The sequence below is a fragment of the Luteimonas sp. A534 genome (assembly GCF_054072805.1).
Genome location: NZ_JBSVRR010000003.1, coordinates 190070 through 210198 on the forward strand (window position 1 = coordinate 190070; position 20129 = coordinate 210198).

Consider the following 20129-nt stretch of genomic DNA (forward strand, 5'->3'; position numbering starts at 1 on the left):
CGGCCGGTGCCGGCGCCACCACCTGCGGCCGCGGGTCGCGCAGCCTCGGGTTGCGCGGCTCCGGGTTCGGGTTCGACGGGGTACCCAGCTCACAGGTGGCCGGAGTGGTCGAATTGAACAGCGCCGCCGTGGCCCATTCGGGGTGGTCGATGAACGGGTTGCGGTTGCCCTGGTAGGCGAACACCACCTCGTTGCGGGCACGCTCGGCGTCATCCGGCGGATCGGCCAGGTGCCACTCGACGAGGGTGGACAGCAGGCCCATGTAGGCCGGCGCGTTGAGCGAGCTGGTGCCGACGATCAGGCTGCGGTTGTCGGTGAGTTCGAGGTTGGGCTCGGACTGGCCGCTGGTCGGATGCTGGCCGCCCTCGTAGCGGATTGCCATGTACATCACCGCGCGCGCCATGTCGCCCTTGCGTGCGCCCCAGACCTGGAACGAGCCCTGGTTGCCGTTGTTTCCCTGGACCCAGTTCGAGTTGCCCGGGTAGGTGCCGCTGCCGCCGCCGCGGCCGTTGTTGAACTCCGTCGCGCGCTCCGCACAGCCGCTGCTGCAGTCCGCGAACGGCATGTTGCCGCGGTTGCTGTTGTAGACCTCGTCGCTCAGGTAGAGCATGTGGGTGTCGGTGTACGGCGCGTTGGGCAGGCCGCCGACGGAGTTGGAGGGGAAGCCCAGCGAATTCGGCCAGGTGTGCTCGCGGTTGTACTTGTTGCTGCCGCCGCTGCCGGCGCGGTCCTGTCCCTTGGTGTAGCTGCGGTTGCGGTAGACGTCGAGGATCTTGGCTGGATCGTTCGGGTCCTCGTCGGCGATCTCGAGGATCGTCCAGGTGTTGGTGCCGCTGCCGCTGTAGGGGTAGGCGACGTGGCCACGGATGGTCTCGTGCAGCGAGCAGCGCAGCTGGCCCGGGCTGGAGTCGTTGACCAGTCCGTAGTACTCGCCGCTGCCGGTGCCACGGTCGGCGCGCTTGACGAGGAAGTCGACGGTGGCGCCGGACTCGGGTGCGGTCTCGTCGAGGTCGACGATCAGGCCGGCGTCGATGTGCAGCGCGCAGGCCTGGCCGGGGACCAGCGGGGTCGCGGGCGTCAGCGTGAAGGTGGTGGCCTGCGCGACGTGGTCGAGCCTCGGAGAGCGGCGACGGGCCAGGCCTTCGCAGGCCAGGGTGAAGGCACCCGGCTGGGCGATGACGGGCTCGCTGAAGGTGACCGTCAGGTCGGCGGCGTAGGGGAAGTTGCTGGAGTCCTGCGTCGGGAAGGTTTCGACCACGCGCGGAGCGGCGTTGCCGGGTTCGCCGAAGGTCTGGTTGTTGTTGCAGGTACCGAAGGTCGCGGTGGCCGATTCGGCCCAGGCGAAGTCGGCGGAGACGTTGCCTGCGCCACCCAGCTGCAGCGACAGGCCCACCGGCGTGTCGTTGGCCTGGGAGACGATGATGTCGGTGCTGGTCACGCCGGCAGCGGGGCCGTTGGCCGCGGTCATCGTGCCTTCGTAGCTCAGGAACTGGACCACGCCGCCTTGCGGGTCGATCAGCGCGATGCCGTCCGGGGAGCCGTTCTGCAATCCGTCCTGCGGATAGTTGACGACCGCGAAGCGCACCTGGCCGCCGCACGTCGCGAGGTTGCCCTCTGGCAGGGTGTCGGTCCGGTAGGTCTGGTTGTTGCTGCCGTTGTATAGAACGAGCTGGTAGCCGGCGAGGTTTTCGCCTGCGCTTCCCACCACCTCGATCGCCTCGCCGACGTCGGCGCCGAGGTTGTCGTAGTGGATCTCGTTGATGAACACCTCGGCCTGGGCCGGGAACGCGGCGGCGAATGCCAGGGCGATGGCGCAGCCCAGCCTGGAACTTTCAAGACGCATGGATCTCTCCCCGTTGTGGACCCGGCAATCTAACCGCCATTTGTGACGCTTGCCAGACAGAAGGCGCACACAGTATTCCGCCCGTCTGCACGCTGATGCGACACGTCGCCCTTATCCTCTGCGTGGCGCGCTTCTTTCCCAATTCATCCAGGTGTTCCCCCCATGCACGTTTCATTCCTCCCCGCCGCCCTGCGCGCGGGGCTCGCCTGTTCGATGTTGCTGTTGTCCGCTGCGTTCCCCGCAGCGGCAGCCACCGACATCGAACTCGCCGCGGGCGTCTCCACCACCACCGACCGCGAGTTCACCCGCGCGGCCTCGGTGGCCTGGCTGCCCGAGCTGCGGCAGCTGGACAATGCCGTGCTCCGCGCCGAAGTGGGCGCGGTCTACATCGACGGTCGGGGCGAGGTGCGCGGCCGTGACCTTGCAGACGACGTCTGGGTCGGCTTCGTCGGCCTGCGCTACGAGCGCACCGACAACGGCCTGACGCTGGGCGCCGCGATCGGCGCGCAGTCCGGCGAAACCGACGCGGTTTCCGGCGACCCGCAGTTCGTCACCACCGCCGGCTGGCGCTGGGACCGCTTCTCCCTGATGCTCCGCCACATCTCGAACGCCAGCCTGCACAGCCCCAACAACGGCGAGACCGGCCTGGTGGCGGCCTGGCGCTTCTGAGTCCGCCTTGCGCGGGGGGCCTTGAACCCCGGCTGGACCACCCCATCTAACAGGCATCCCGGCTTTGCCGGGTTTTCGCGGCGCGCGTTCTGGCACTCGGCTGGCCCGACTGCCAGAATACGCGACCGATTTGCTCCTTAGACGTAACAAATCAATCACTTGTGAGGATTGCATGAACCTGAAGCCGCTCTATGACCGCGTGGTCGTCAAGCCGATCGAAGCCGATGAAGTCTCCGCCGGCGGCATCCTGATCCCCGACAACGCCAAGGAAAAGCCGACCAGGGGCGAAGTGATCGCCGTGGGCGAGGGCAAGGCGCTGGACAACGGCAGCCTGCGCGCGCCGAAGGTGAAGGTTGGCGACAAGGTGATCTACGGCCAGTACTCCGGCTCGGCGTACAAGCACGAAGGCACCGAATACAAGATCGTGCGCGAAGACGACATCCTCGCCATCGTCGGCTGAGCGCGCTCGCGCATCGCAACTCCATTCCCTGATCCAATTTCGAGGTAACTGCAATGTCCGCGAAGGAAATCCGCTTCGGCGAAGACGCGCGCGCCAAGATGGTGCGTGGCGTCAATGTGCTCGCCAACGCCGTCAAGGCGACGCTTGGCCCCAAGGGTCGTAATGTCGTGCTCGACAAGAGCTACGGCTCGCCCACGATCACCAAGGACGGCGTGTCCGTCGCCAAGGAGATCGAGCTGGCCGACAAGTTCGAGAACATGGGCGCGCAGATGGTGAAGGAAGTCGCCTCGCGCACCTCCGACAACGCCGGTGACGGCACCACCACCGCCACCGTGCTCGCCCAGGCCTTCATCCACGAGGGCATGAAGGCGGTCGCCGCCGGCATGAACCCGATGGACCTCAAGCGCGGCATCGACCAGGCCGTGATCGCCGCCGTGGCCGAGCTGAAGAAGATCAGCAAGCCGTCGTCGACGTCGAAGGAAATTGCCCAGGTCGGCACCATCTCGGCCAACTCCGACGCCAACATCGGCGACCTCATCGCCCAGGCGATGGACAAGGTCGGCAAGGAAGGCGTGATCACCGTTGAAGAGGGCTCGGGCCTGGACAACGAGCTCGACGTGGTCGAAGGCATGCAGTTCGACCGCGGCTACCTGTCGCCGTACTTCATCAACAACCAGCAGTCGATGTCGGCCGAGCTGGATGATCCCTTCATCCTGCTGCACGACAAGAAGATCTCGAACGTCCGCGACCTGCTGCCCGTGCTGGAAGGCGTGGCCAAGTCGGGCAAGCCGCTGCTGATCGTCGCCGAGGAAGTCGAGGGCGAGGCCCTGGCCACGCTGGTCGTCAACACCATCCGCGGCATCGTCAAGGTCGTGGCCGTCAAGGCGCCGGGCTTCGGCGACCGTCGCAAGGCGATGCTGGAAGACATGGCCATCCTCACCGGTGGCACCGTGATCTCCGAGGAAGTCGGCCTCTCCCTCGAGAAGGCGACCATCAACGACCTCGGCCGCGCCAAGAAGATCCAGGTCTCGAAGGAGAACACCACGATCATCGACGGCGCCGGCGAGAGCACCGACATCGAAGGCCGCATCAAGCAGATCAAGGCGCAGATCGAGGAGACCTCCTCGGACTACGACAAGGAAAAGCTGCAGGAGCGCGTGGCCAAGCTGGCCGGCGGCGTTGCGGTGATCAAGGTCGGTGCCTCGACCGAGATCGAAATGAAGGAAAAGAAGGCCCGCGTCGAAGACGCCCTGCACGCCACGCGCGCAGCCGTCGAAGAGGGCGTGGTCCCGGGTGGCGGCGTCGCGCTGCTGCGCGCCAAGACCGCCGTCGAAGGCCTGAAGGGCGCCAACGAAGACCAGAACCACGGCATCGTGATCGCCCTGCGCGCCATGGAAGCGCCGCTGCGCGAGATCGTGGCCAACGCGGGTGAAGAGCCGTCGGTCATCGTCAACAAGGTCAAGGACGGCAAGGGCAACTACGGCTACAACGCCGCCAACGGCGAGTTCGGCGACATGGTCGAGTTCGGCATCCTCGACCCGACCAAGGTCACCCGCACCGCGCTGCAGAACGCGGCCTCGATCGCCGGTCTGATGATCACGACCGAAGCGATGGTGGCCGAGCTGCCGAAGAAGGACGAGCCCGCCATGGGCGGCGGCGGTGGCATGGGCGACATGGGCGGCATGGGCTTCTGATCCGCCTGTCTCGCACGAGACTGCAACACTGGAAGGCCCGCCTCGCGCGGGCCTTCTTCTTTTTGGTCAGGGAAGGGCGAGGCAGCTGGTTTCGTTCGGCTGCGCGAGGCAATGCGACAGCGGCGGCGTGGTGGCGTGTTCCCCGAGCTCGGCGGTCAGCGAAGCCACTGCGTCCGCTTGGCCGCGCTGATGGGCGAGCAGTACGGACAGCATCCAGGGCCGCATCCAGTAGCGATCACCGGCCTCTGGCGGCCTGGTCTTGCGGACTTCGGTCGCAAGGGCCGCGGCTTCATCCAATCTGCCGAGGGCGCGGTGCAGCTCCGCGCGGGCCTGGGCATGCTGCAGCTGCGAGACGTCACCTTCGGCGGTGGGACAGGCGGCCAGCGTGGATTCCGCGCCGCGGAGATTGCCTAGACGCAGCTCGATCGCCGCCTGCGTGCCGCAGGTCGCGTATCCCATGGGTGATTGGCGGTAGTCGTGCTGCCCGACGATCTCCCAGCTGCGCTGCACGTCTTCCAGCGCGCCCTGGTAGTCCCCCGTGACGGCGCGGGAATACGCCCCGAACAGGAAGCAGGCCTGCACGTGCAGGTCGCTGAGCTGGAGCTGCCTGGCAATGTCGTTGGCGATCGCGAAATGCTCCACGGCTTCCGCATAGCGTCCGCGCCACTGGAGATGGGCGGCCAGCTGGCAGTGCACGCGGGCCCTTCCCGAGTGCGGCTTCGTGTACGCGCGATCCGCGATCGCGGCCGCCTCGAATGCGACCTGCTCCGCGCGCACATGGTCGCCCGCCCGGCCCAGGTCCGGGACCATGTCCGACAGCGTGGTCGCGTAATGGCCGCTTTCGGGACCGTCGATGCGTCGCGACAGGCGAATCTGTTCTTCGGCCACTTCGAGCACCCGCCGCGTGTCCTCCGGATCGGTGACGCCGAGCGTGACCCCCAGGCCATCGAGTGCGGTGATGTGCAGCACGGTGTCCTGCAGGCCATGCGACGGCAGGGCAGCGAGGACTTCTTCGAACAGGATCTTCGCGGCCTGCGGGTCGCTGGCGAACAGGGTCATGCCCAGGCTGACCTTGGCAGCAAGCAGCGTTTCGGGGTCGCCGTGTTCTGCGAGCGCACGTTCCCCGAGCGCCATGGCTGCACGGGAATGGAGCAGCGCGGCGTCGACTTCACCGCGCACGCGCGCCACCTGGGCCAGTTCGCCCTCGATGTCGGCGCGTTCCCGGTAGGCTTCGGGCGCGGTGGCGGCGAACAGTGCGCGTGCCTGCTCCAGGTCCGCACGGGCGTCGTCGTGCTCGCTCAGCGCCAGGCGCGCCCGGCCGGTGAGCATCAGGATGTCGGCGGCGGCCAGCGGGTCGGTGCTTAGCACGTCGGCCCGTGCGCGGCGCGCGCCTTCGTCCAGCAGCTCCAGCGCATCCGGCACGCCGCCCGCTGCCGGCTCGGTGGACTCGAACACGCGCTGCAGGAAGTCGCGCACGCGCGTTGCCCGCTGCGCCTGGATCCTGGCGTTCTCCGCTTCCCGCTGCGTTTCCCGGGCCTGCCACAGCGTGGCCCCGATGCCGCCGGCCAGGCTGGCCGCCAGCAGCACCGCCGCCGCCACGCCCACCCGGTTGCGCCCCACGAACTTCCGCGCGCGATAGCCCAGGCCCGGTTTCTGCGCCATCACCGGCCGCCCGTCGAGCCAACGACGCAGGTCGTCGGCCAGGGCCTCCGCCGTGGCGTAGCGCTGCTCCGGCTCCTCGGCGAGCGCCTTGAGCAGCACCCGGTCCAGGTCGGTCTTCAGCGGCAGGTAGTGGCGGTGGTAGGCATCGTCGGTCGCGCGCACCAGCAGCGAGGGGCGCGTCGTATCGGCGCCTCCGGTCGTTCCCTGCGGCGTCCGGCCGGTCAGCAGCCGGTGCAGCAGGGCACCCAGGCCGTAGATGTCGATGGCGGTGCTGGGCGGATCGCCGCGCAGCTGTTCCGGGGCGGCGTAACCGGGCGTCAGCGCGCGCCACATCGTGTGCGTGCGCTCGCTCTCCACATCGGTGAACTGGCCGATGCCGAAATCGAGCAGCCGCACCTGGCCGTCCGCATCCACCAGCACGTTGGAAGGCTTGAGGTCGCGATGGATCACGAGGTTGCGATGCGCATACGCCACCGCGCCGCAAACCTGCAGGTGGAGCCGCACGATCGCCCGCGCATCCAGCGCCTTCGCGTCGCACCAGTGATCGATGCGTTCGCCGTCGACCAGCGGCATCGCCAGCCAGAACGTGCCGTCTTCGGCCACCCCGGAATCGACCAGTGCGGTGACGTTGGGGTGGTTCAGGCGCGCCAGGATCTCGGCCTCGCGCCGGAAGCGCTCGCGCCCGATCGCGCCGAGCGCGCCCAGGGTCAGGATCTTGACCGCGGCCTGCTGGCGCGCCACGCCCTGCTCACGCCAGGCGCGGTAGACCACGGCCATGCCGCCGCGGCCGAGTTCGCTGTCCAGCGTCCAGTCGCCGAGCTGGCAGCCCGCGAGGTTGCTGCCGTCGGGAGCCAGTGCCGCGCGCGGGCGCTCGTGGGCGGCAATGAGCTGCTCGAGCCGGCGTCGCACGGGCGGCGTCAGGTCCTGCGCCGCCAGCCAGTCGTCGCGTCCCGATGCGGGCAGGTCCAGCCAGCGGTCGAAGGCGATGTCGGCCGCCTGCCACTGGGCGAGCTGTTCATGGTCCATCCGCGTCCCCGTCGAGCATCGCGAGCAGGAAGGCGCGCGCGCGCTCCCACTCACGCTGGGCCGTGCGCTCGGAGATCTCCAGCAGCTCGGCGACCTCCTTGAACTCCAGGCCCGCGAAGTAGCGCAGCTCGACCACCTGGCGGCGCTGCGGGCTGATTTCTCCCAGCGCGTCGAGGCCTTCGTGCAGGGCAAGCACGCCGGTATCGGCGCTGCCCGCGGGCGCGGCCGGGGACAGGTCTTCGTCGAGTTCGATGTGGATGGCGCCGCCGCCCCGCTTCTGCGACAGGTGCCTGCGCGCCTCTTCCACCATGATCCAGCGCAGCGCCTGCGCCGCGGCCGCGAAGAAATGGCGGCGGTCGACCAGGCTCAGCTGTTCCGACGCGGTCACGCGCAGGAACAGTTCGTGGACCAGCACGGTGGGCGTCATGGTGGCGTCCCGCCCGCGCAGCCGCGAGCGCGCCATGCGCATGAGTTCGGGATACAGCGCCTTGAATACTTCGCCCATGAGTTCGGGCTCGCCACTCCGGGCACGCACCAGCAGCTGGGTGATTTCCTTTTCGGCCACGCGACTCCCCTCCCGGAGACGTGTGAAGCGGGCGACGGTAGCAGGGGCCGTCGCCTGGTCGCAATCGGGGCGTCCCCGGGGTGAGGGGCCGTCATGCGGGGCCGGTCCGGGCGGTGCGACAATCCGCGTCCTGCCCGAATCCCCGGAACCCGCATGGCTGGTGCCTCCCTGCTCACCCTCCTCGACGACATCGCCACGCTTCTCGATGACGTCTCGATCCTGACCAAGGTGGCGGCGAAGAAGACCGCGGGCGTCCTGGGTGACGACCTCGCCCTCAATGCCCAGCAGGTGGCCGGCGTGAAGGCGCACCGCGAGCTGCCGGTGGTCTGGTCGGTCTTCAAGGGCTCGCTGGTCAACAAGCTGATCCTGGTGCCGGCGGCCCTCCTGATCAGCTGGCTTGCGCCGGTGCTGGTGGTGCCCTTGATGATGGTGGGCGGCGCCTACCTCTGCTACGAAGGCTTTGAAAAGGTGGTGCACAAGCTGTTCCATCGCGAAGCGAAGCCGGATCCGGAGGCGCGGGCGAAGGCCGTGCTGGAATCGGGCGAAACCCCGGAGGAACTCGAGAAGACGAAGATCCGGGGCGCGGTGCGCACCGATTTCATCCTGTCCGCCGAAATCATCGTGCTGTCGCTGGCGGTGGTCGCCGCCGAGCCGCTGCTGACCCGCGCCACCACGCTTTCGGTGATCGCGCTGGGGGTGACCATCGGCGTGTACGGCCTGGTGGCGGCGATCGTGAAAATGGACGATGCGGGCCTGTGGATGGCCCAGAAGCGGGGCGTTGTGGTGCCGGCCCTGGGCCGGGGACTTGTCTACGCGGCCCCATGGCTGATGAAGACGCTCGGCATTGTCGGCACCATCGCGATGTTCCTGGTGGGCGGGGGGATCTTCGTGCACAACATCGATGTCCTGCACCATGTGCTTGAAGTGATGGAGGGCGCGGGCGTGCCCGCGTTCCTCGCCGACATGCTGGCCAGCCTGATGGTGGGCCTGGTGGTGGGCGCGCTGGTGCTGGGCGCGGTCGCCCTGGTCGGGAAGCTGCGCGGCAAGACGGCCGAGGTCGCGCATTGAACACGGGCGTCGGACGCGTGCGTGGGACGGTGGGCCTCGCCGCCGGCGGTACCGGCGGCCACCTGTTCCCGGCCGAGGCGCTGGCGCGCGAGCTGCAGGCGCGCGGCCACGGCGTGGTCATCTATACCGAGCGCCGCGGCGCGCAGTTCACGCAGGCACTTGCCGGCCTGCCGCACCTGGTGCTGCCGGCGCGCAGCCTGGCGGGCGGCCTCGGCGGCAAGCTCGCTGCCGCGGCGGTGATCACGCGGGCCGCGGCGATCGCGCGCGCGGACATGAAGCGGCGTGGCGTGGCACTGGTCGCGGGTTTTGGCGGCTATCCGAGCTTTGCGCCAGTGATGGCGGGGCGCAGCCTGGGCCTGCCGCTGCTGCTGCACGAACAGGGCACGCGGCTGAGCATGGCCAACCGGCAGCTGCTGCGCTTCGCCGACCGTGTGGCGACCTCGTTCGGTGACATCGGCGGGGTGGACGTCGGCGCGCGCGGCAAGCTGGTCGAGACCGGCAATCCGGTGCGGGCGACGATCCTCGAAGCCGCGCGGGCGCCGTATCCGCCGCTGACCGGCGATGCGCCGCTGCATCTGCTGGTGGTCGGCGGCAGCCAGGGCGCGGCGGTGTTCGGACGCGTGGTGCCGCCGGCGCTGCTGGCGCTGCCCGCCGCACTGCGCGCGCGGCTGCGCGTGTCGCTGCAATACCGCGGCGACGATGCCGATGCGGTGGCCGCGCAGCTGCGGGATGCAGGCATCGCGGTCGACCTCCAACCCTTCTTCGACGATATGTCCGCGCGGCTGCGCGACGCACACCTGGTCGTGACCCGTGCCGGCGCGACCACCATCGCCGACCTGCTGGTGGTGGGGCGCCCGGCGATCGTGGTGCCGATCCCGCAGGGCGGTTCGCGCGACGAGCAGCGCGGCAATGCCGAAGCGCTGGAGCGTCTGGGCGCCGGCTGGTGCATGGCCGAGGACGCCGGCGGGTTCACCGCGCCCGCGCTGGCGGCGCGGCTGGATGCGCTGTTCACCGATCCGACGGCCTTGGCTGCGGCCGCCCATTCCGCCGCGCGGCTCGGACGGCCGGATGCCGCGGCACGCCTGGCCGATGAGGTCGAGGCGCTGCTGCAGTCGCGTGCCGGGTCTGCCCGGGGCTGACGCCATGGCCGCGCGCGACGACGTCCTCATCATCGGCGGCGGCCACAACGGTCTGGTGTGTGCGGCCTACCTGGCGGGCGCCGGCCTGAAGGTCCGGGTGCTCGAGCGCCGGGGCATCGTCGGCGGGGCCGCCGTCACCGAGGAGTTCCACCCCGGTTTCCGCAACTCGGTGGCGAGCTACACCGTGAGCCTGCTCAACCCGCAGGTGATCGCCGACCTGCGCCTGGCGCAGCATGGCCTGTGCGTGGTGGAACGGCCGTATTCGAACTTCCTGCCGCTGCCCGACGGCCGCGCTTTCCGCCTCGGTGGCGAGCACGGCACGGCCGAAGTGGCGAAGTGGTCGGCCCGAGACGCCGCGCGGCTGCCCGACTACTTCGCGATGCTCGAACGCGTGGTCGTGGTGCTGCGCGAACTGATGCAGCTGACGCCGCCGAACGTGTCCGATGGCTTCGTGCTCGCCGACTGGCTGGCGTCGGCGTCGGTGGCGCGGCGCCTGGGCCGCCTCGACATGCGCGGCCGCCGCGACCTCCTGGACCTGTTCACCAAGTCGGCGGGCGAACTGCTCGACCACTGGTTCGAGTCCGAGCCGCTGAAGGCAGCGCTGGGCTGGGACTCGGTGGTCGGCAACTTCGCCAGTCCCTACACGCCGGGGTCGGCCTACGTGCTGCTGCACCACGTCTTCGGCGAGGTGAACGGCAAGCAAGGCGCCTGGGGGCACGCCATCGGCGGCATGGGCGCGATCACGCAGGCCATGGCCGCTGAATGCGCCGCGCGCGGCGTCGCCATCGAAACCGACGTCGAGGTCGCGCGTGTGCTGGTGGAGGGTGGCCGCGCCGTGGGCGTCGCGCTGGCCGACGGCCGCGAGCTGCGCGCGGCCGCGGTGGCGAGCAATCTCAATCCCAAGTTGCTGTACACGAAGCTGGTGCCGCGGGAACACCTCGACGACGACACCGCGCGGCGCATCGAGCGCTACCGCTGCGGGTCCGGCACCTTCCGCATGAACGTGGCGCTGTCGGAGCTGCCGGACTTCACGGCCGCGCCGGGCACCGCGCTGCAGCCGCACCACCAGAGCGGCATCCTGGTCGGCCACTCGCTGCGCTATTTCGAGCAGGCCTACTTCGATGCGAAGTCGAAGGAACACAACGCCGGCTGGTCGCGCGCGCCGATCGTCGAGCTGGTAATTTCCTCGACGCTCGACGACACCCTGGCGCCGCCGGGACAGCACGTCGCCAGCCTGTTCTGCCAGCACGTGAATCCGGACGTCGACGGGGGCTGGGACGCGCACCGCGACACCGTTGCCGGCCTGATGATCGATACCGTCGACACGGTCGCCCCCAACTTCCGCGCCAGCGTGCTCGGCTACGAAGCACTGACGCCGCTGGACCTGGAGCGCCGCTTCGGCCTGGTCGGCGGCGACATCTTCCACGGCTCGCTGGGGCTCGACCAGCTGTTCTCCGCCCGGCCGCTGCTGGGCCAGGGAAATTACCGCGGCGCGCTGAAAGCCCTGTACCTCTGCGGTTCCGGCACGCACCCCGGTGGCGGCGTCACTGGATTGCCGGGTCGAAATGCAGCGCGCGAAATGCTCCGCGACTTCGGCCGCAAGGCGGCCACCAGCACTTGACAGTTCCTGTACTCGCCGGTTTCGTTTTGCGCTGCAGCGTGCACTTTGGATAACGTTTCCTTCACGATCACTGCGCACCCGACGTGGGGGAGGGAGCAAAGCCCGGAACGGTCCGCCGTTCCGGGCTTTTTTTCGCCTGGTCAACGCATCGCGTGAACGTCGTACCAGCCTTGGCGGCCATTCATTGCACTGCTTCGCGTCCATCTGTCGAGCAGGACTGCGGCGGAATACCAGTCGCCGTCGCTCTCCCACGGCCCGGGGCCACTGCTGTGCATCAGGGGGAACCACTGGCCGCTGCGCCGCGCCAGGCCGGGCTCGCCGTAGCCGAGCCACTTCATCACGCGGTTGCGGGCCCGGTAGCCGACACCGCGTTCGCGGCTTATTTCCAGGAAGCTGGTCTGCCCGATCAGCTTGAACTTCGTGTAGCCGATCGCGGCCGTGTGATCAACCAGTTCGGCCACGTCCTCGTCGACCTCGAACGAGAGGTAGCGCGGCGCGACGTCGGGCGTCAGCGGCAGGATGCAGTGCCGGTCGGCGCCCTCGATGTCGATCTTCATGAAGTCCGGCGTGCCGTGCCTCGAGATCAACGACAGGATCGTCGTCGCGGCGACCCGCAGCGTGCCGCCGTGGCGCAGGCCGCCCAGCTTCCCGGCGACGATCGAGCTCGAGCCGATGTCGTCGCTGCACAGGGCGAGATCGGCCACCCCCTCCCTGCCTGCGATGGCGACGTTGGCGACCGTCAGTCGGCCTTCCCCGATTTCCTCCGCGAACCGCGTTTCCGCCTGGCTGCAGAGGCCGGGCTGGGCCTCGATGGCGACGACCCGGAAACCCGATCGCAGCAGATAGTCCGTATCCGCGCCGTCGTACATGCCGATATCGAATGCCAGCTTCAAGCGACCCCCCCGTCCCGGCGCGTCCCGGTGTCGGCATGCTCTTGGCAGGAACGCGGCAGACCATCCTGCTCGGCCAAGTGCGCGGCGACCGGGAGGGCGGGGTGCCACAATCCCCCGGATGGATCCCTCCACCGTTGCCGCCCGCGCCCCGTCCCTGGCCCTGAGCGCTCACGTTGCGCGTGCGTTCGCGCGACTGCCGCCAGGACTGGCCGAACGCGGGAGCGAACCGCTGCGTCGCGTGGCCGGCGCCAGCGATTTCGCGCTGGACGTGTTCATCCGCCGGCCGTCCACCTTGGAAGCGCTGCTGGCCGATCCGGTGGCGCAGGTTCCCCTGCCCCTGCTGGACCCGGATGCGCCCGACACCTGGCCCGCGCTGCTGCGCAGGTACCGCATGGCGGCCTCGGCGCGGCTGGTCTGGCGCGACGTGAACGGGCTCGACGATGTCGCCGACACCCTTGCGGGCAGCACCCGTCTTGCCGAGGAGTGCCTGCAGCTGGGACTGGAGGCGCTTGAGGGTGAATTCATCCGCCGCCACGGCGTGGTCCGCGACAGCGAAGGAACCCCGGTCCGCCTGGTGGTGTTCGCCCTGGGCAAGCTCGGCGGTGGCGAGCTCAACTTCAGCTCTGACGTCGACCTGGTCTATGCCTACGCCGAGGCCGGCGAGAGCGATGGCCCGCGCCCGCTGGCCGCCGAGGAGTACTTCGCGCGCCTGGGACGTGCGCTGGCGAAGCTGCTCGACGAACCCACCGTCGACGGCTTCTGCCATCGCGTCGACCTGCGCCTGCGACCGTTCGGCAATGCCGGGCGCGTGGCGCTCAGCTTCGCGGCGATGGAGCAGTACTTCCAGCGCGAGGGCCGCGACTGGGAGCGCTATGCCTGGCAGAAGGCGCGGCCGGTGGCCGGCGACCTCGACGCCGGCGAGCGCTTTCTCGTAGCGCTGCGCCCCTTCGTCTACCGCCGCTACTTCGACTATGGCGCGCTGGCCGGCCTGCGCGAGATGAAGTCGGCGATCGAGGCCGAGGTCGCGCGCAAGGAGCTGGCCGACGACGTCAAGCGCGGCTCCGGCGGCATCCGCGAGATCGAATTCCTGGTGCAGGTGCTGCAGCTGATCCGCGGCGGCCGCGAAGCCGCGCTGCGCGGCCGCCGGCTGCTGCCGATGCTCGATGCCCTGCGCGCGGCGCGGCAGGTGGAGCCGGACGCCGCGCGCGATCTCGCCGAGGCCTATCTGTTCCTGCGCCGGGTGGAAAACCGCCTGCAGATGCTGCGTGACGCGCAGACCCATGTCCTGCCCGACGATCCGCTGGACCGGCTGCGCATCGCCGACGGCCTGGGCTATCCCGACTGGCCTGCGCTGGTCGCCGACGTCACGCGGCGTCGCGCGCTTGTTGCCGCGGAGTTCGACGCCCTGCTGTCGCACCGCGACGAATCGCGCGGCGCGGTCAGCGGTGACCTTGCAGGCTACTGGCGCGCCCTGCCCGAGGGCGGCGATGCCGGCGTGCTCGCCGCGGCCGGCTTCGGGGATCCAGCCGAGGTCGACGCCGCGCTGCGCGACTTCGCGCGGTCGCCCAGCGTGCGCGAGCTGTCCGACGCCGCGCGCGCGCGCCTGGACCGGGTGATGCCGGTGATGCTGCAGGCCAGCGTGCCGGCCGACCGTCCGCTGCAGGCGATTCGCCGCCTGCTGGCGCTGCTGCACAACATCCTGCGCCGGGCCAGCTACCTGGCCCTGCTCGATGAGCAGCCCGCGGCGCTGTCGCGGCTGATCGGCCTGGTCACGCGTAGCGCCTTCCTCGCCGAGCGCGTCGCGGCGCACCCGCTGCTGCTCGACGAGCTGCTCGATGCGCGCGTCGAGGGACCGATGCCCGGGCGCGGGCAGGTCGACGCCGCCTGCGCCGCGGTGCTGTCTCGCGACGATCTCGAGGGCGCGCTGTTCACGCTCAATGAAACCCGCCAGGCGCTGAGCTTCCGCATCGCCCTGGCCACGCTCGATGGGCGCATGCCCGCGGTCGACAGCGCCCGCCAGCTGGCCTGGCTGGCCGATGCCGTGGTCGCCACCGTGGTCGAGCTGGCACAACGCGAAATGCGCGCCGCCCACGGGACGGTGCCCGACGCGCCCTTCGCCGCGATCGGCTACGGCAGCCTCGGTGGCGAAGAGCTCGGGGTCGGCTCCGACCTCGACCTGGTGTTCCTGTATGACGCGTCGGCCGATGCGCAGTCGGACGGCCCGCGACCGCTGGAGGCACAGCGCTGGTTCGCGCGCCTGGCGCAGAAGATCGTGCTCCTGCTCGGCACCCCCACCGGCGCCGGGCAACTGTACGAGGTCGACGTCCGCCTGCGCCCGGATGGTGGCAGCGGACTGCTGGTGTCGTCGCTGGCGGCCTACGACGCCTACCAGCGCGAGCGCGCATGGACCTGGGAACACCAGGCGCTGGTGCGCGCGCGCTGCGTGGCGGGCGACGCGTCGCTGCACGCCGCATTCGAACGCGTGCGCGCGGCAGCCTTGGGGCGTCCCCGCGATCCGGTCGCGCTGGCCGCCGACGTTTCGGGAATGCGCGCGCGCATGCGCGCCGAACTCGACCGCGGCCGCGACGGCCTGTTCGATCTCAAGCAGGGCGAAGGCGGCCTGGTCGACCTGGAGTTCCTGCTGCAGGCCTTGGTGCTGGGTGGTGCGGCCTCACATCCGGAACTGCTCGGCCCGCGTTCGACGCCGGCCCTGATCGACGCCTGCCGCGGTGCCGGCCTGCTCGATGGCGATGCGGCATCCGCCCTGCGCGATGCGCACGCGCTGCTGGTGGCGCTGGGCCTGGAGCGCACCCTGGACCGGCGCGCGCGGGTCGTGCCCGCGGCCGACGACGCCCTCGACGCGGCGCGTGCGGCGATCCGCGACGCGCTGCACGGCGCCGGACTCAGCCCCGGCTAGCGCCCGCGCTGCCCGAGCGGACTTCGCTGCCCGCGGCGGTGTCATCGTCGATGCTGATGCCGGCGAGGCGCTGCAGGGCTTCGGCGTACTTCGCCCGCGTGCGATCGATGACGTTCGCGGGCAGGCTCGGGCCGGGCGCGGTCTTGTCCCAGTCCTGCGTTTCAAGGTAGTCGCGCACGAACTGCTTGTCGTAGCTCGGCGGGCTGGTGCCCACCTCGTACCCGTCGGCAGGCCAGTAGCGCGACGAGTCCGGCGTGAGCATTTCGTCCATGACGTACAGGCGGCCATCGGCATCGGTGCCGAACTCGAACTTGGTGTCGGCGAGGATGATGCCGCGCTCGGCGGCGTAGTCGGCCGCGAACGCGTACAGGCGCAGGGTGGCGTCGCGCACCTGCTCGGCGAGCTCGGCGCCGATGGTGCGCACCATGGTGTCGAAGTCGATGTTCTCGTCGTGGTCGCCGGCGGCGGCCTTGGTCGAGGGCGTGAAGATCGGCTGCGGCAGCTTCTCGGCCTGGCGCAGGCCGTCGGGCAGCGCGATGCCGCTGACGCGCCCGGTGCGCTGGTAGTCCTTCCAGCCGCTGCCAATCAGATAGCCGCGCGCGATGGCCTCGACCGGCACCGGCTTCAGCCGGCGGGTGACGACGGAGCGCAGGCGGTAGGCGTCGGGATCGACGCCGGCCGGCAGCACCGAGGCCACGTCGATGCCCGTGAGGTGGTTGCGCACCAGGTGCTCGGTCATGTCGAACCAGAAGTTCGACACCTGGCAGAGCATCTCGCCCTTGCCGGGAATCGGGTCGGGGAGCACCACGTCGAAGGCGCTGAGGCGGTCGGTGGCGACCATCAGCAGCAGCGGGCCGAACGCCTCCGGCCCGGAGCCGGGAGGGAGCGCGTACACGTCGCGGACCTTGCCGCGGTGGAGCAGTTCGAGGCCGGGCAGGCGGGCTTCGATCAGGGTCGTTGCCATGGGTCGTATCGCAGCCGTCGGGGGGGCATTGTAGCGATGCGTGGCGCGTGCGTGCTCACCGGACGGTAGAATCACGCGCATGAAGCGCTGGTACGGGAAACTCCTCGGGTTCATTGCCGGCTGGCTGCTGATGCGCCACCCGGCCGGCGGTCTCATCGGCCTGTTGATCGGGCATGCCTTCGACAGCGACTGGTTCCGGCGCCCGGCGCACGATGCCTACGACGTGCTGGGCGTGGACAACGACGCCAGCGACACCGAGATCGACCTCGCCTACCGCCGGCTGATGGCCCAGTACCACCCCGACCGCATGACCGGCGCCGCGCCCGAACTGCTCGAGCAGGCCCAGCAGCGCGCCGCCGAGGTCAACCGCGCCTACGACCGGATCCGGAAGCAGCGCGGCGGCCGGTAGAATCGATCCCCGCAGCGCCGCCCGCGGCTTCGCGCCGGGCCGGCATGCACTCCCCATCGTCGCCACGAGCACCGCCATGCTGCCCACCGTCATCGCCCCCTCCATCCTCTCGGCGGACTTCGCACGCCTCGGCGAAGAGGTCGACAACGTGCTCGCCGCCGGCGCCGACTGGGTGCACTTCGACGTGATGGACAACCATTACGTGCCCAACCTCACGATCGGGCCGCTGGTGTGCTCGGCGCTGCGGAAGCACGGGGTGACCGCGCCGATCGACGTGCACCTGATGGTGTCGCCGGTGGACCGCATCGTCGGCGACTTCGCCGAGGCCGGCGCGACGCTGATCAGCTTCCATCCCGAAGCCACTTTGCACGTGCACCGCACCATCCAGCTGATCCGCGCCGCGGGCTGCCAGCCCGGCCTGGTGCTGAACCCGGCGACGCCGGTGGACGTGCTGGACTACGTGCTCGACGATCTCGACCTGGTGCTGCTGATGTCGGTCAATCCCGGCTTCGGCGGCCAGGCCTTCATTCCCTCCGCGCTCGACAAGCTGCGCGCGGTGCGCAAGCGCATCGACGCCAGCGGGCGCGACATCCGCCTGGAGATCGACGGCGGTGTGAAGCCGGACAACATCGGCGCCATCGCCGCCGCGGGCGCGGACACATTCGTGGCCGGCTCGGCGATCTTCAGCCAGCCCGACTACGCCGCGGTGATCGCGCGCATGCGCGAAGAGGTCAAGGCGACGGTATCGCGATGAACTCGCCGCGCTGGCTGCTGGTCCTCAACGGCAAATCCGCCGGCGACGACGACCTGCGCGACGCCGTCCAGGCGATGCGCGCGCGCGGCGTCGCGCTGGACGTGCGCGTGACCTGGGAAGACGGCGACGCCGAGCGCGAAGTGGCGGCGGCGATCGAACGCGGAGTAGATCGCGTCATCGCGGCGGGTGGCGACGGAACGCTGAGCACGGTCGCGGCCGTGCTCGCACATCGCGACGAGCCGGCCGATGCGCTGCCGTCCCTGGGGCTGGTGCCGATGGGCACGGCCAACGATTTCGCATCCGCGGCGGGCATTCCGGACACGCCGCTGGCGGCGCTGGAGCTGGTGCTGCAGCAGCCGGCGCGTCGGATGGACCTGCTGAAGCTCGAAGCCGACGGCGGCAGCGTGCACTGGGCGGCCAATCTGGTCAGTGGCGGCTTCGGCACGCAGGTGACGCTGGAGACAGACGAAGGCCTGAAGAAGCTGCTCGGCGGCCTGGCCTACCTCGTGACCGGCATGGCCAAGCTGGGGCGCATCGAACCGCTCACCGCGCGCGCGCGCGGCCCGGGATTCGAATGGGCAGGAGACTTCATCGCGCTGGGCATCGGCAATGGACGGCAGGCCGGCGGCGGCCAGGCGCTGTGCCCGGATGCACAGCTCGACGACGGGCTGCTCGATCTCACCATCGTCCCGACGCTTGAAGGCGAGGTCGGCGCCACGCTGGGCGCGGTGATGACCGAGGGCCGGCACGCCGCGCTCGACCGCGTGGCCGTCCGCGCGCAGCTGCCCTGGATCGAAATCGAGGCCGACCAGCCACTGGCGTTGAATCTCGACGGCGAACCGGTCGAGTCCTCCCGCTTCCGGATCGAAGCCGTTGCCGGTCGGCTGTGCATGCACCTGCCTGCCGACTGCCCGCTGCTGGTGGCCCGATGACGCCCGAACAGTTCCAAGACCACGCCGCCGCCGGCCATACCCGTATTCCCGTGGTGCGCGAGGTGCTGTCCGACCTCGATACGCCACTGTCGGTCTATTTGAAGCTCGCCGACGGCCCGCACAGCTGCCTGTTCGAGTCGGTCGAGGGCGGCGAGCGCTTCGGCCGTTACTCGATCATCGGCCTGCCGGCGACGCGCGTGTACGAGTTCCGGGGCCATCGGTTGGCGGTGCGCGAGCATGGCGAGATCGTGGACGAACGCGAGGTCGCCGATCCCTTCGCCGAAGTGGAGCGGCTGCGCGCAGCGCAGTCGGTGCCCGAGGTCGAGGGGCTTCCCGGCTTCAGCGGCGGCCTGGTGGGCTGGTTCGGCTTCGAGACCATCGGCTACATCGAACCGCGGCTCGCGCAGGGCGCGCTGCCCGACGACATCGGCACGCCCGACATCCTGCTGATGCAGTGCGACGAGCTGGCGGTGTTCGACAACCTCAAGGGCCGCCTGTACCTGGTGGTGCACGCCGATCCGGCCGAACCGCAGGCGCTGGCGCGCGCGCAGCGGCGGCTCGATGCGCTGGTGCACCGCCTGCGCCAGGCCGGCGCGGGCTATCCCGAAACGCTGCGCCCTGCGGCGCTGGTCGAAGGCGACTTCGTCTCCGGGTTCACGCGCGAGGGTTTCATCGACGCGGTGGCGAAGGTCAAGGACTACATCGCCGCCGGCGACGTGTTCCAGGTGGTGCTGTCGCAGCGCCTGTCGGTGCCGTTCGAAGCGCGCCCGGTGGATGTCTACCGCGCGCTGCGCGCGCTCAATCCCTCGCCGTACATGTATTTCCTCGACGTCGGCGGCACCCAGGTGGTCGGCAGCTCGCCGGAGATCCTGGTGCGCATGCAGGGCGGTGAAGTGACCGTGCGCCCGATTGCCGGCACGCGCCCCCGCGGCGCCACACCGGCCGAGGACGTCGCGCTGGAAGCGGAGCTTCTGGCTGATCCCAAGGAGCGCGCCGAGCACCTGATGCTGGTCGACCTCGGCCGCAATGACGTCGGCCATGTCGCGAAGCCCGGCACGGTCGAGGTCGGCGAGCAGTTCGTGGTCGAACGCTACAGCCACGTCATGCACATCGTCAGCGAGGTCACCGGTCGCGTGCGCGACGGGCTGTCCTATGCCGACGTGCTGCGCGCCACGTTCCCCGCAGGCACCGTCAGCGGCGCGCCCAAGATCCGCGCGCTGGAGATCATCCGCGAGCTCGAGCCGACGCGCCGCAACGTCTACGCCGGCAGCATCGGCTACATCGGCTGGAACGGCGACGCCGACATGGCGATCGCGATCCGCACCGCGGTGATCCAGGACGGCCGCCTGCACGTGCAGGCCGGCGCCGGCATCGTGTACGACTCGGACCCGGTGAAGGAGTGGGAAGAAACGATGAGCAAGGGCCGCGCGTTGTTCCGGGCGGTGGCGCAGGCGGCCGGGGGGCTCTGACTCCGGGGCGTGGCTCGGCTGTCCGGTTGAGACCAGGGACGTCG

Annotated in this window: 14 protein-coding genes and 2 pseudogenes; 11 read left to right on the forward strand and 5 right to left on the reverse strand. The window is 70.0% G+C overall.

Going from position 1 to position 20129, the window contains the following annotated elements; translation table 11 throughout:
- Positions 1-79: 79 nt before the first annotated feature.
- Positions 80-1843 (reverse strand): annotated as a pseudogene (locus ACW5F0_RS09070) (endonuclease); the annotation flags it as partial.
- Between the two features lie 162 nt (positions 1844-2005).
- On the opposite strand from ACW5F0_RS09070, the gene ACW5F0_RS09075 reads away from it, so the two are divergent.
- From ACW5F0_RS09075 to groL, 3 genes are all read left to right on the forward strand, one after another.
- Positions 2006-2512, forward strand: coding sequence for a hypothetical protein (locus ACW5F0_RS09075; protein ID WP_456963624.1), 507 nt, complete (start codon positions 2006-2008; stop codon positions 2510-2512).
- Positions 2513-2684: 172 nt separating this feature from the next.
- A complete protein-coding gene (locus ACW5F0_RS09080) occupies positions 2685-2972 on the forward strand; it encodes a co-chaperone GroES (protein ID WP_132986752.1) in 288 nt (95 codons plus the stop codon).
- A gap of 53 nt (positions 2973-3025) precedes the next feature.
- Positions 3026-4666: a chaperonin GroEL gene (groL, locus tag ACW5F0_RS09085; protein ID WP_456963625.1), complete on the forward strand. Its 1641-nt coding sequence runs from the start codon at positions 3026-3028 to the stop codon at positions 4664-4666.
- A 66-nt stretch (positions 4667-4732) separates the two neighbouring features.
- Here the strand turns inward: groL and ACW5F0_RS09090 are convergent, their stop codons facing one another.
- Positions 4733-7354, reverse strand: coding sequence for a protein kinase domain-containing protein (locus ACW5F0_RS09090; RefSeq protein WP_456963626.1), 2622 nt, complete (start codon positions 7352-7354; stop codon positions 4733-4735).
- Positions 7344-7919, reverse strand: a complete 576-nt coding sequence (locus ACW5F0_RS09095) for an ECF-type sigma factor (RefSeq protein ID WP_456963627.1) — start codon at positions 7917-7919, stop codon at positions 7344-7346. Before ACW5F0_RS09095 ends, ACW5F0_RS09090 begins: the two co-directional genes overlap by 11 nt.
- 153 nt (positions 7920-8072) lie before the next feature.
- Between ACW5F0_RS09095 and ACW5F0_RS09100 the strand changes: the two genes are divergently transcribed.
- The 3 genes from ACW5F0_RS09100 to ACW5F0_RS09110 are packed head-to-tail and all read left to right on the forward strand — an operon-like array spanning position 8073 to position 11747.
- Positions 8073-8987: a DUF808 domain-containing protein gene (locus tag ACW5F0_RS09100; RefSeq protein WP_456963628.1), complete on the forward strand. Its 915-nt coding sequence runs from the start codon at positions 8073-8075 to the stop codon at positions 8985-8987.
- A complete protein-coding gene (locus ACW5F0_RS09105) occupies positions 8984-10126 on the forward strand; it encodes a UDP-N-acetylglucosamine--N-acetylmuramyl-(pentapeptide) pyrophosphoryl-undecaprenol N-acetylglucosamine transferase (RefSeq protein ID WP_456963629.1) in 1143 nt (380 codons plus the stop codon). The genes ACW5F0_RS09100 and ACW5F0_RS09105 overlap by 4 nt, the downstream gene beginning before the upstream one ends.
- Before the next feature lie 4 nt (positions 10127-10130).
- Entirely contained in the window at positions 10131-11747 is a 1617-nt protein-coding gene (locus tag ACW5F0_RS09110) for a phytoene desaturase family protein (RefSeq protein ID WP_456999592.1), read from the forward strand.
- Positions 11748-11887: 140 nt separating this feature from the next.
- Here ACW5F0_RS09110 and ACW5F0_RS09115 read toward each other — a convergent pair whose 3' ends face one another.
- Positions 11888-12640, reverse strand: a complete 753-nt coding sequence (locus ACW5F0_RS09115) for an FkbM family methyltransferase (protein ID WP_456999594.1) — start codon at positions 12638-12640, stop codon at positions 11888-11890.
- Between the two features lie 118 nt (positions 12641-12758).
- Here ACW5F0_RS09115 and glnE point away from each other — a divergent pair, with 118 nt between their 5' ends.
- The gene (glnE, locus tag ACW5F0_RS09120) at positions 12759-15557 is read left to right on the forward strand and encodes a bifunctional [glutamate--ammonia ligase]-adenylyl-L-tyrosine phosphorylase/[glutamate--ammonia-ligase] adenylyltransferase (RefSeq protein ID WP_456999595.1); all 2799 of its coding nucleotides are present in this window, start codon (positions 12759-12761) and stop codon (positions 15555-15557) included.
- A gap of 46 nt (positions 15558-15603) precedes the next feature.
- Here the strand turns inward: glnE and ACW5F0_RS09125 are convergent.
- Positions 15604-16521 (reverse strand): annotated as a pseudogene (locus ACW5F0_RS09125) (phosphoribosylaminoimidazolesuccinocarboxamide synthase); the annotation flags it as partial.
- Between the two features lie 79 nt (positions 16522-16600).
- Here ACW5F0_RS09125 and ACW5F0_RS09130 point away from each other — a divergent pair.
- The 4 genes from ACW5F0_RS09130 to trpE all read left to right on the forward strand — a co-directional run bounded on the left by ACW5F0_RS09130 (position 16601) and on the right by trpE (position 20085).
- On the forward strand, positions 16601-16930 hold the full coding sequence (locus ACW5F0_RS09130; protein WP_456963633.1) for a J domain-containing protein: 330 nt from the start codon (positions 16601-16603) through the stop codon (positions 16928-16930).
- Positions 16931-17006: 76 nt separating this feature from the next.
- Positions 17007-17684: a ribulose-phosphate 3-epimerase gene (gene rpe, locus ACW5F0_RS09135; protein ID WP_456963634.1), complete on the forward strand. Its 678-nt coding sequence runs from the start codon at positions 17007-17009 to the stop codon at positions 17682-17684.
- A complete protein-coding gene (gene yegS, locus ACW5F0_RS09140) occupies positions 17681-18616 on the forward strand; it encodes a lipid kinase YegS (RefSeq protein WP_456999596.1) in 936 nt (311 codons plus the stop codon). The genes rpe and yegS overlap by 4 nt, the downstream gene beginning before the upstream one ends.
- Positions 18613-20085, forward strand: a complete 1473-nt coding sequence (trpE, locus tag ACW5F0_RS09145) for an anthranilate synthase component I (RefSeq protein ID WP_456963636.1) — start codon at positions 18613-18615, stop codon at positions 20083-20085. Before yegS ends, trpE begins: the two co-directional genes overlap by 4 nt.
- Positions 20086-20129 lie beyond the last annotated feature (44 nt).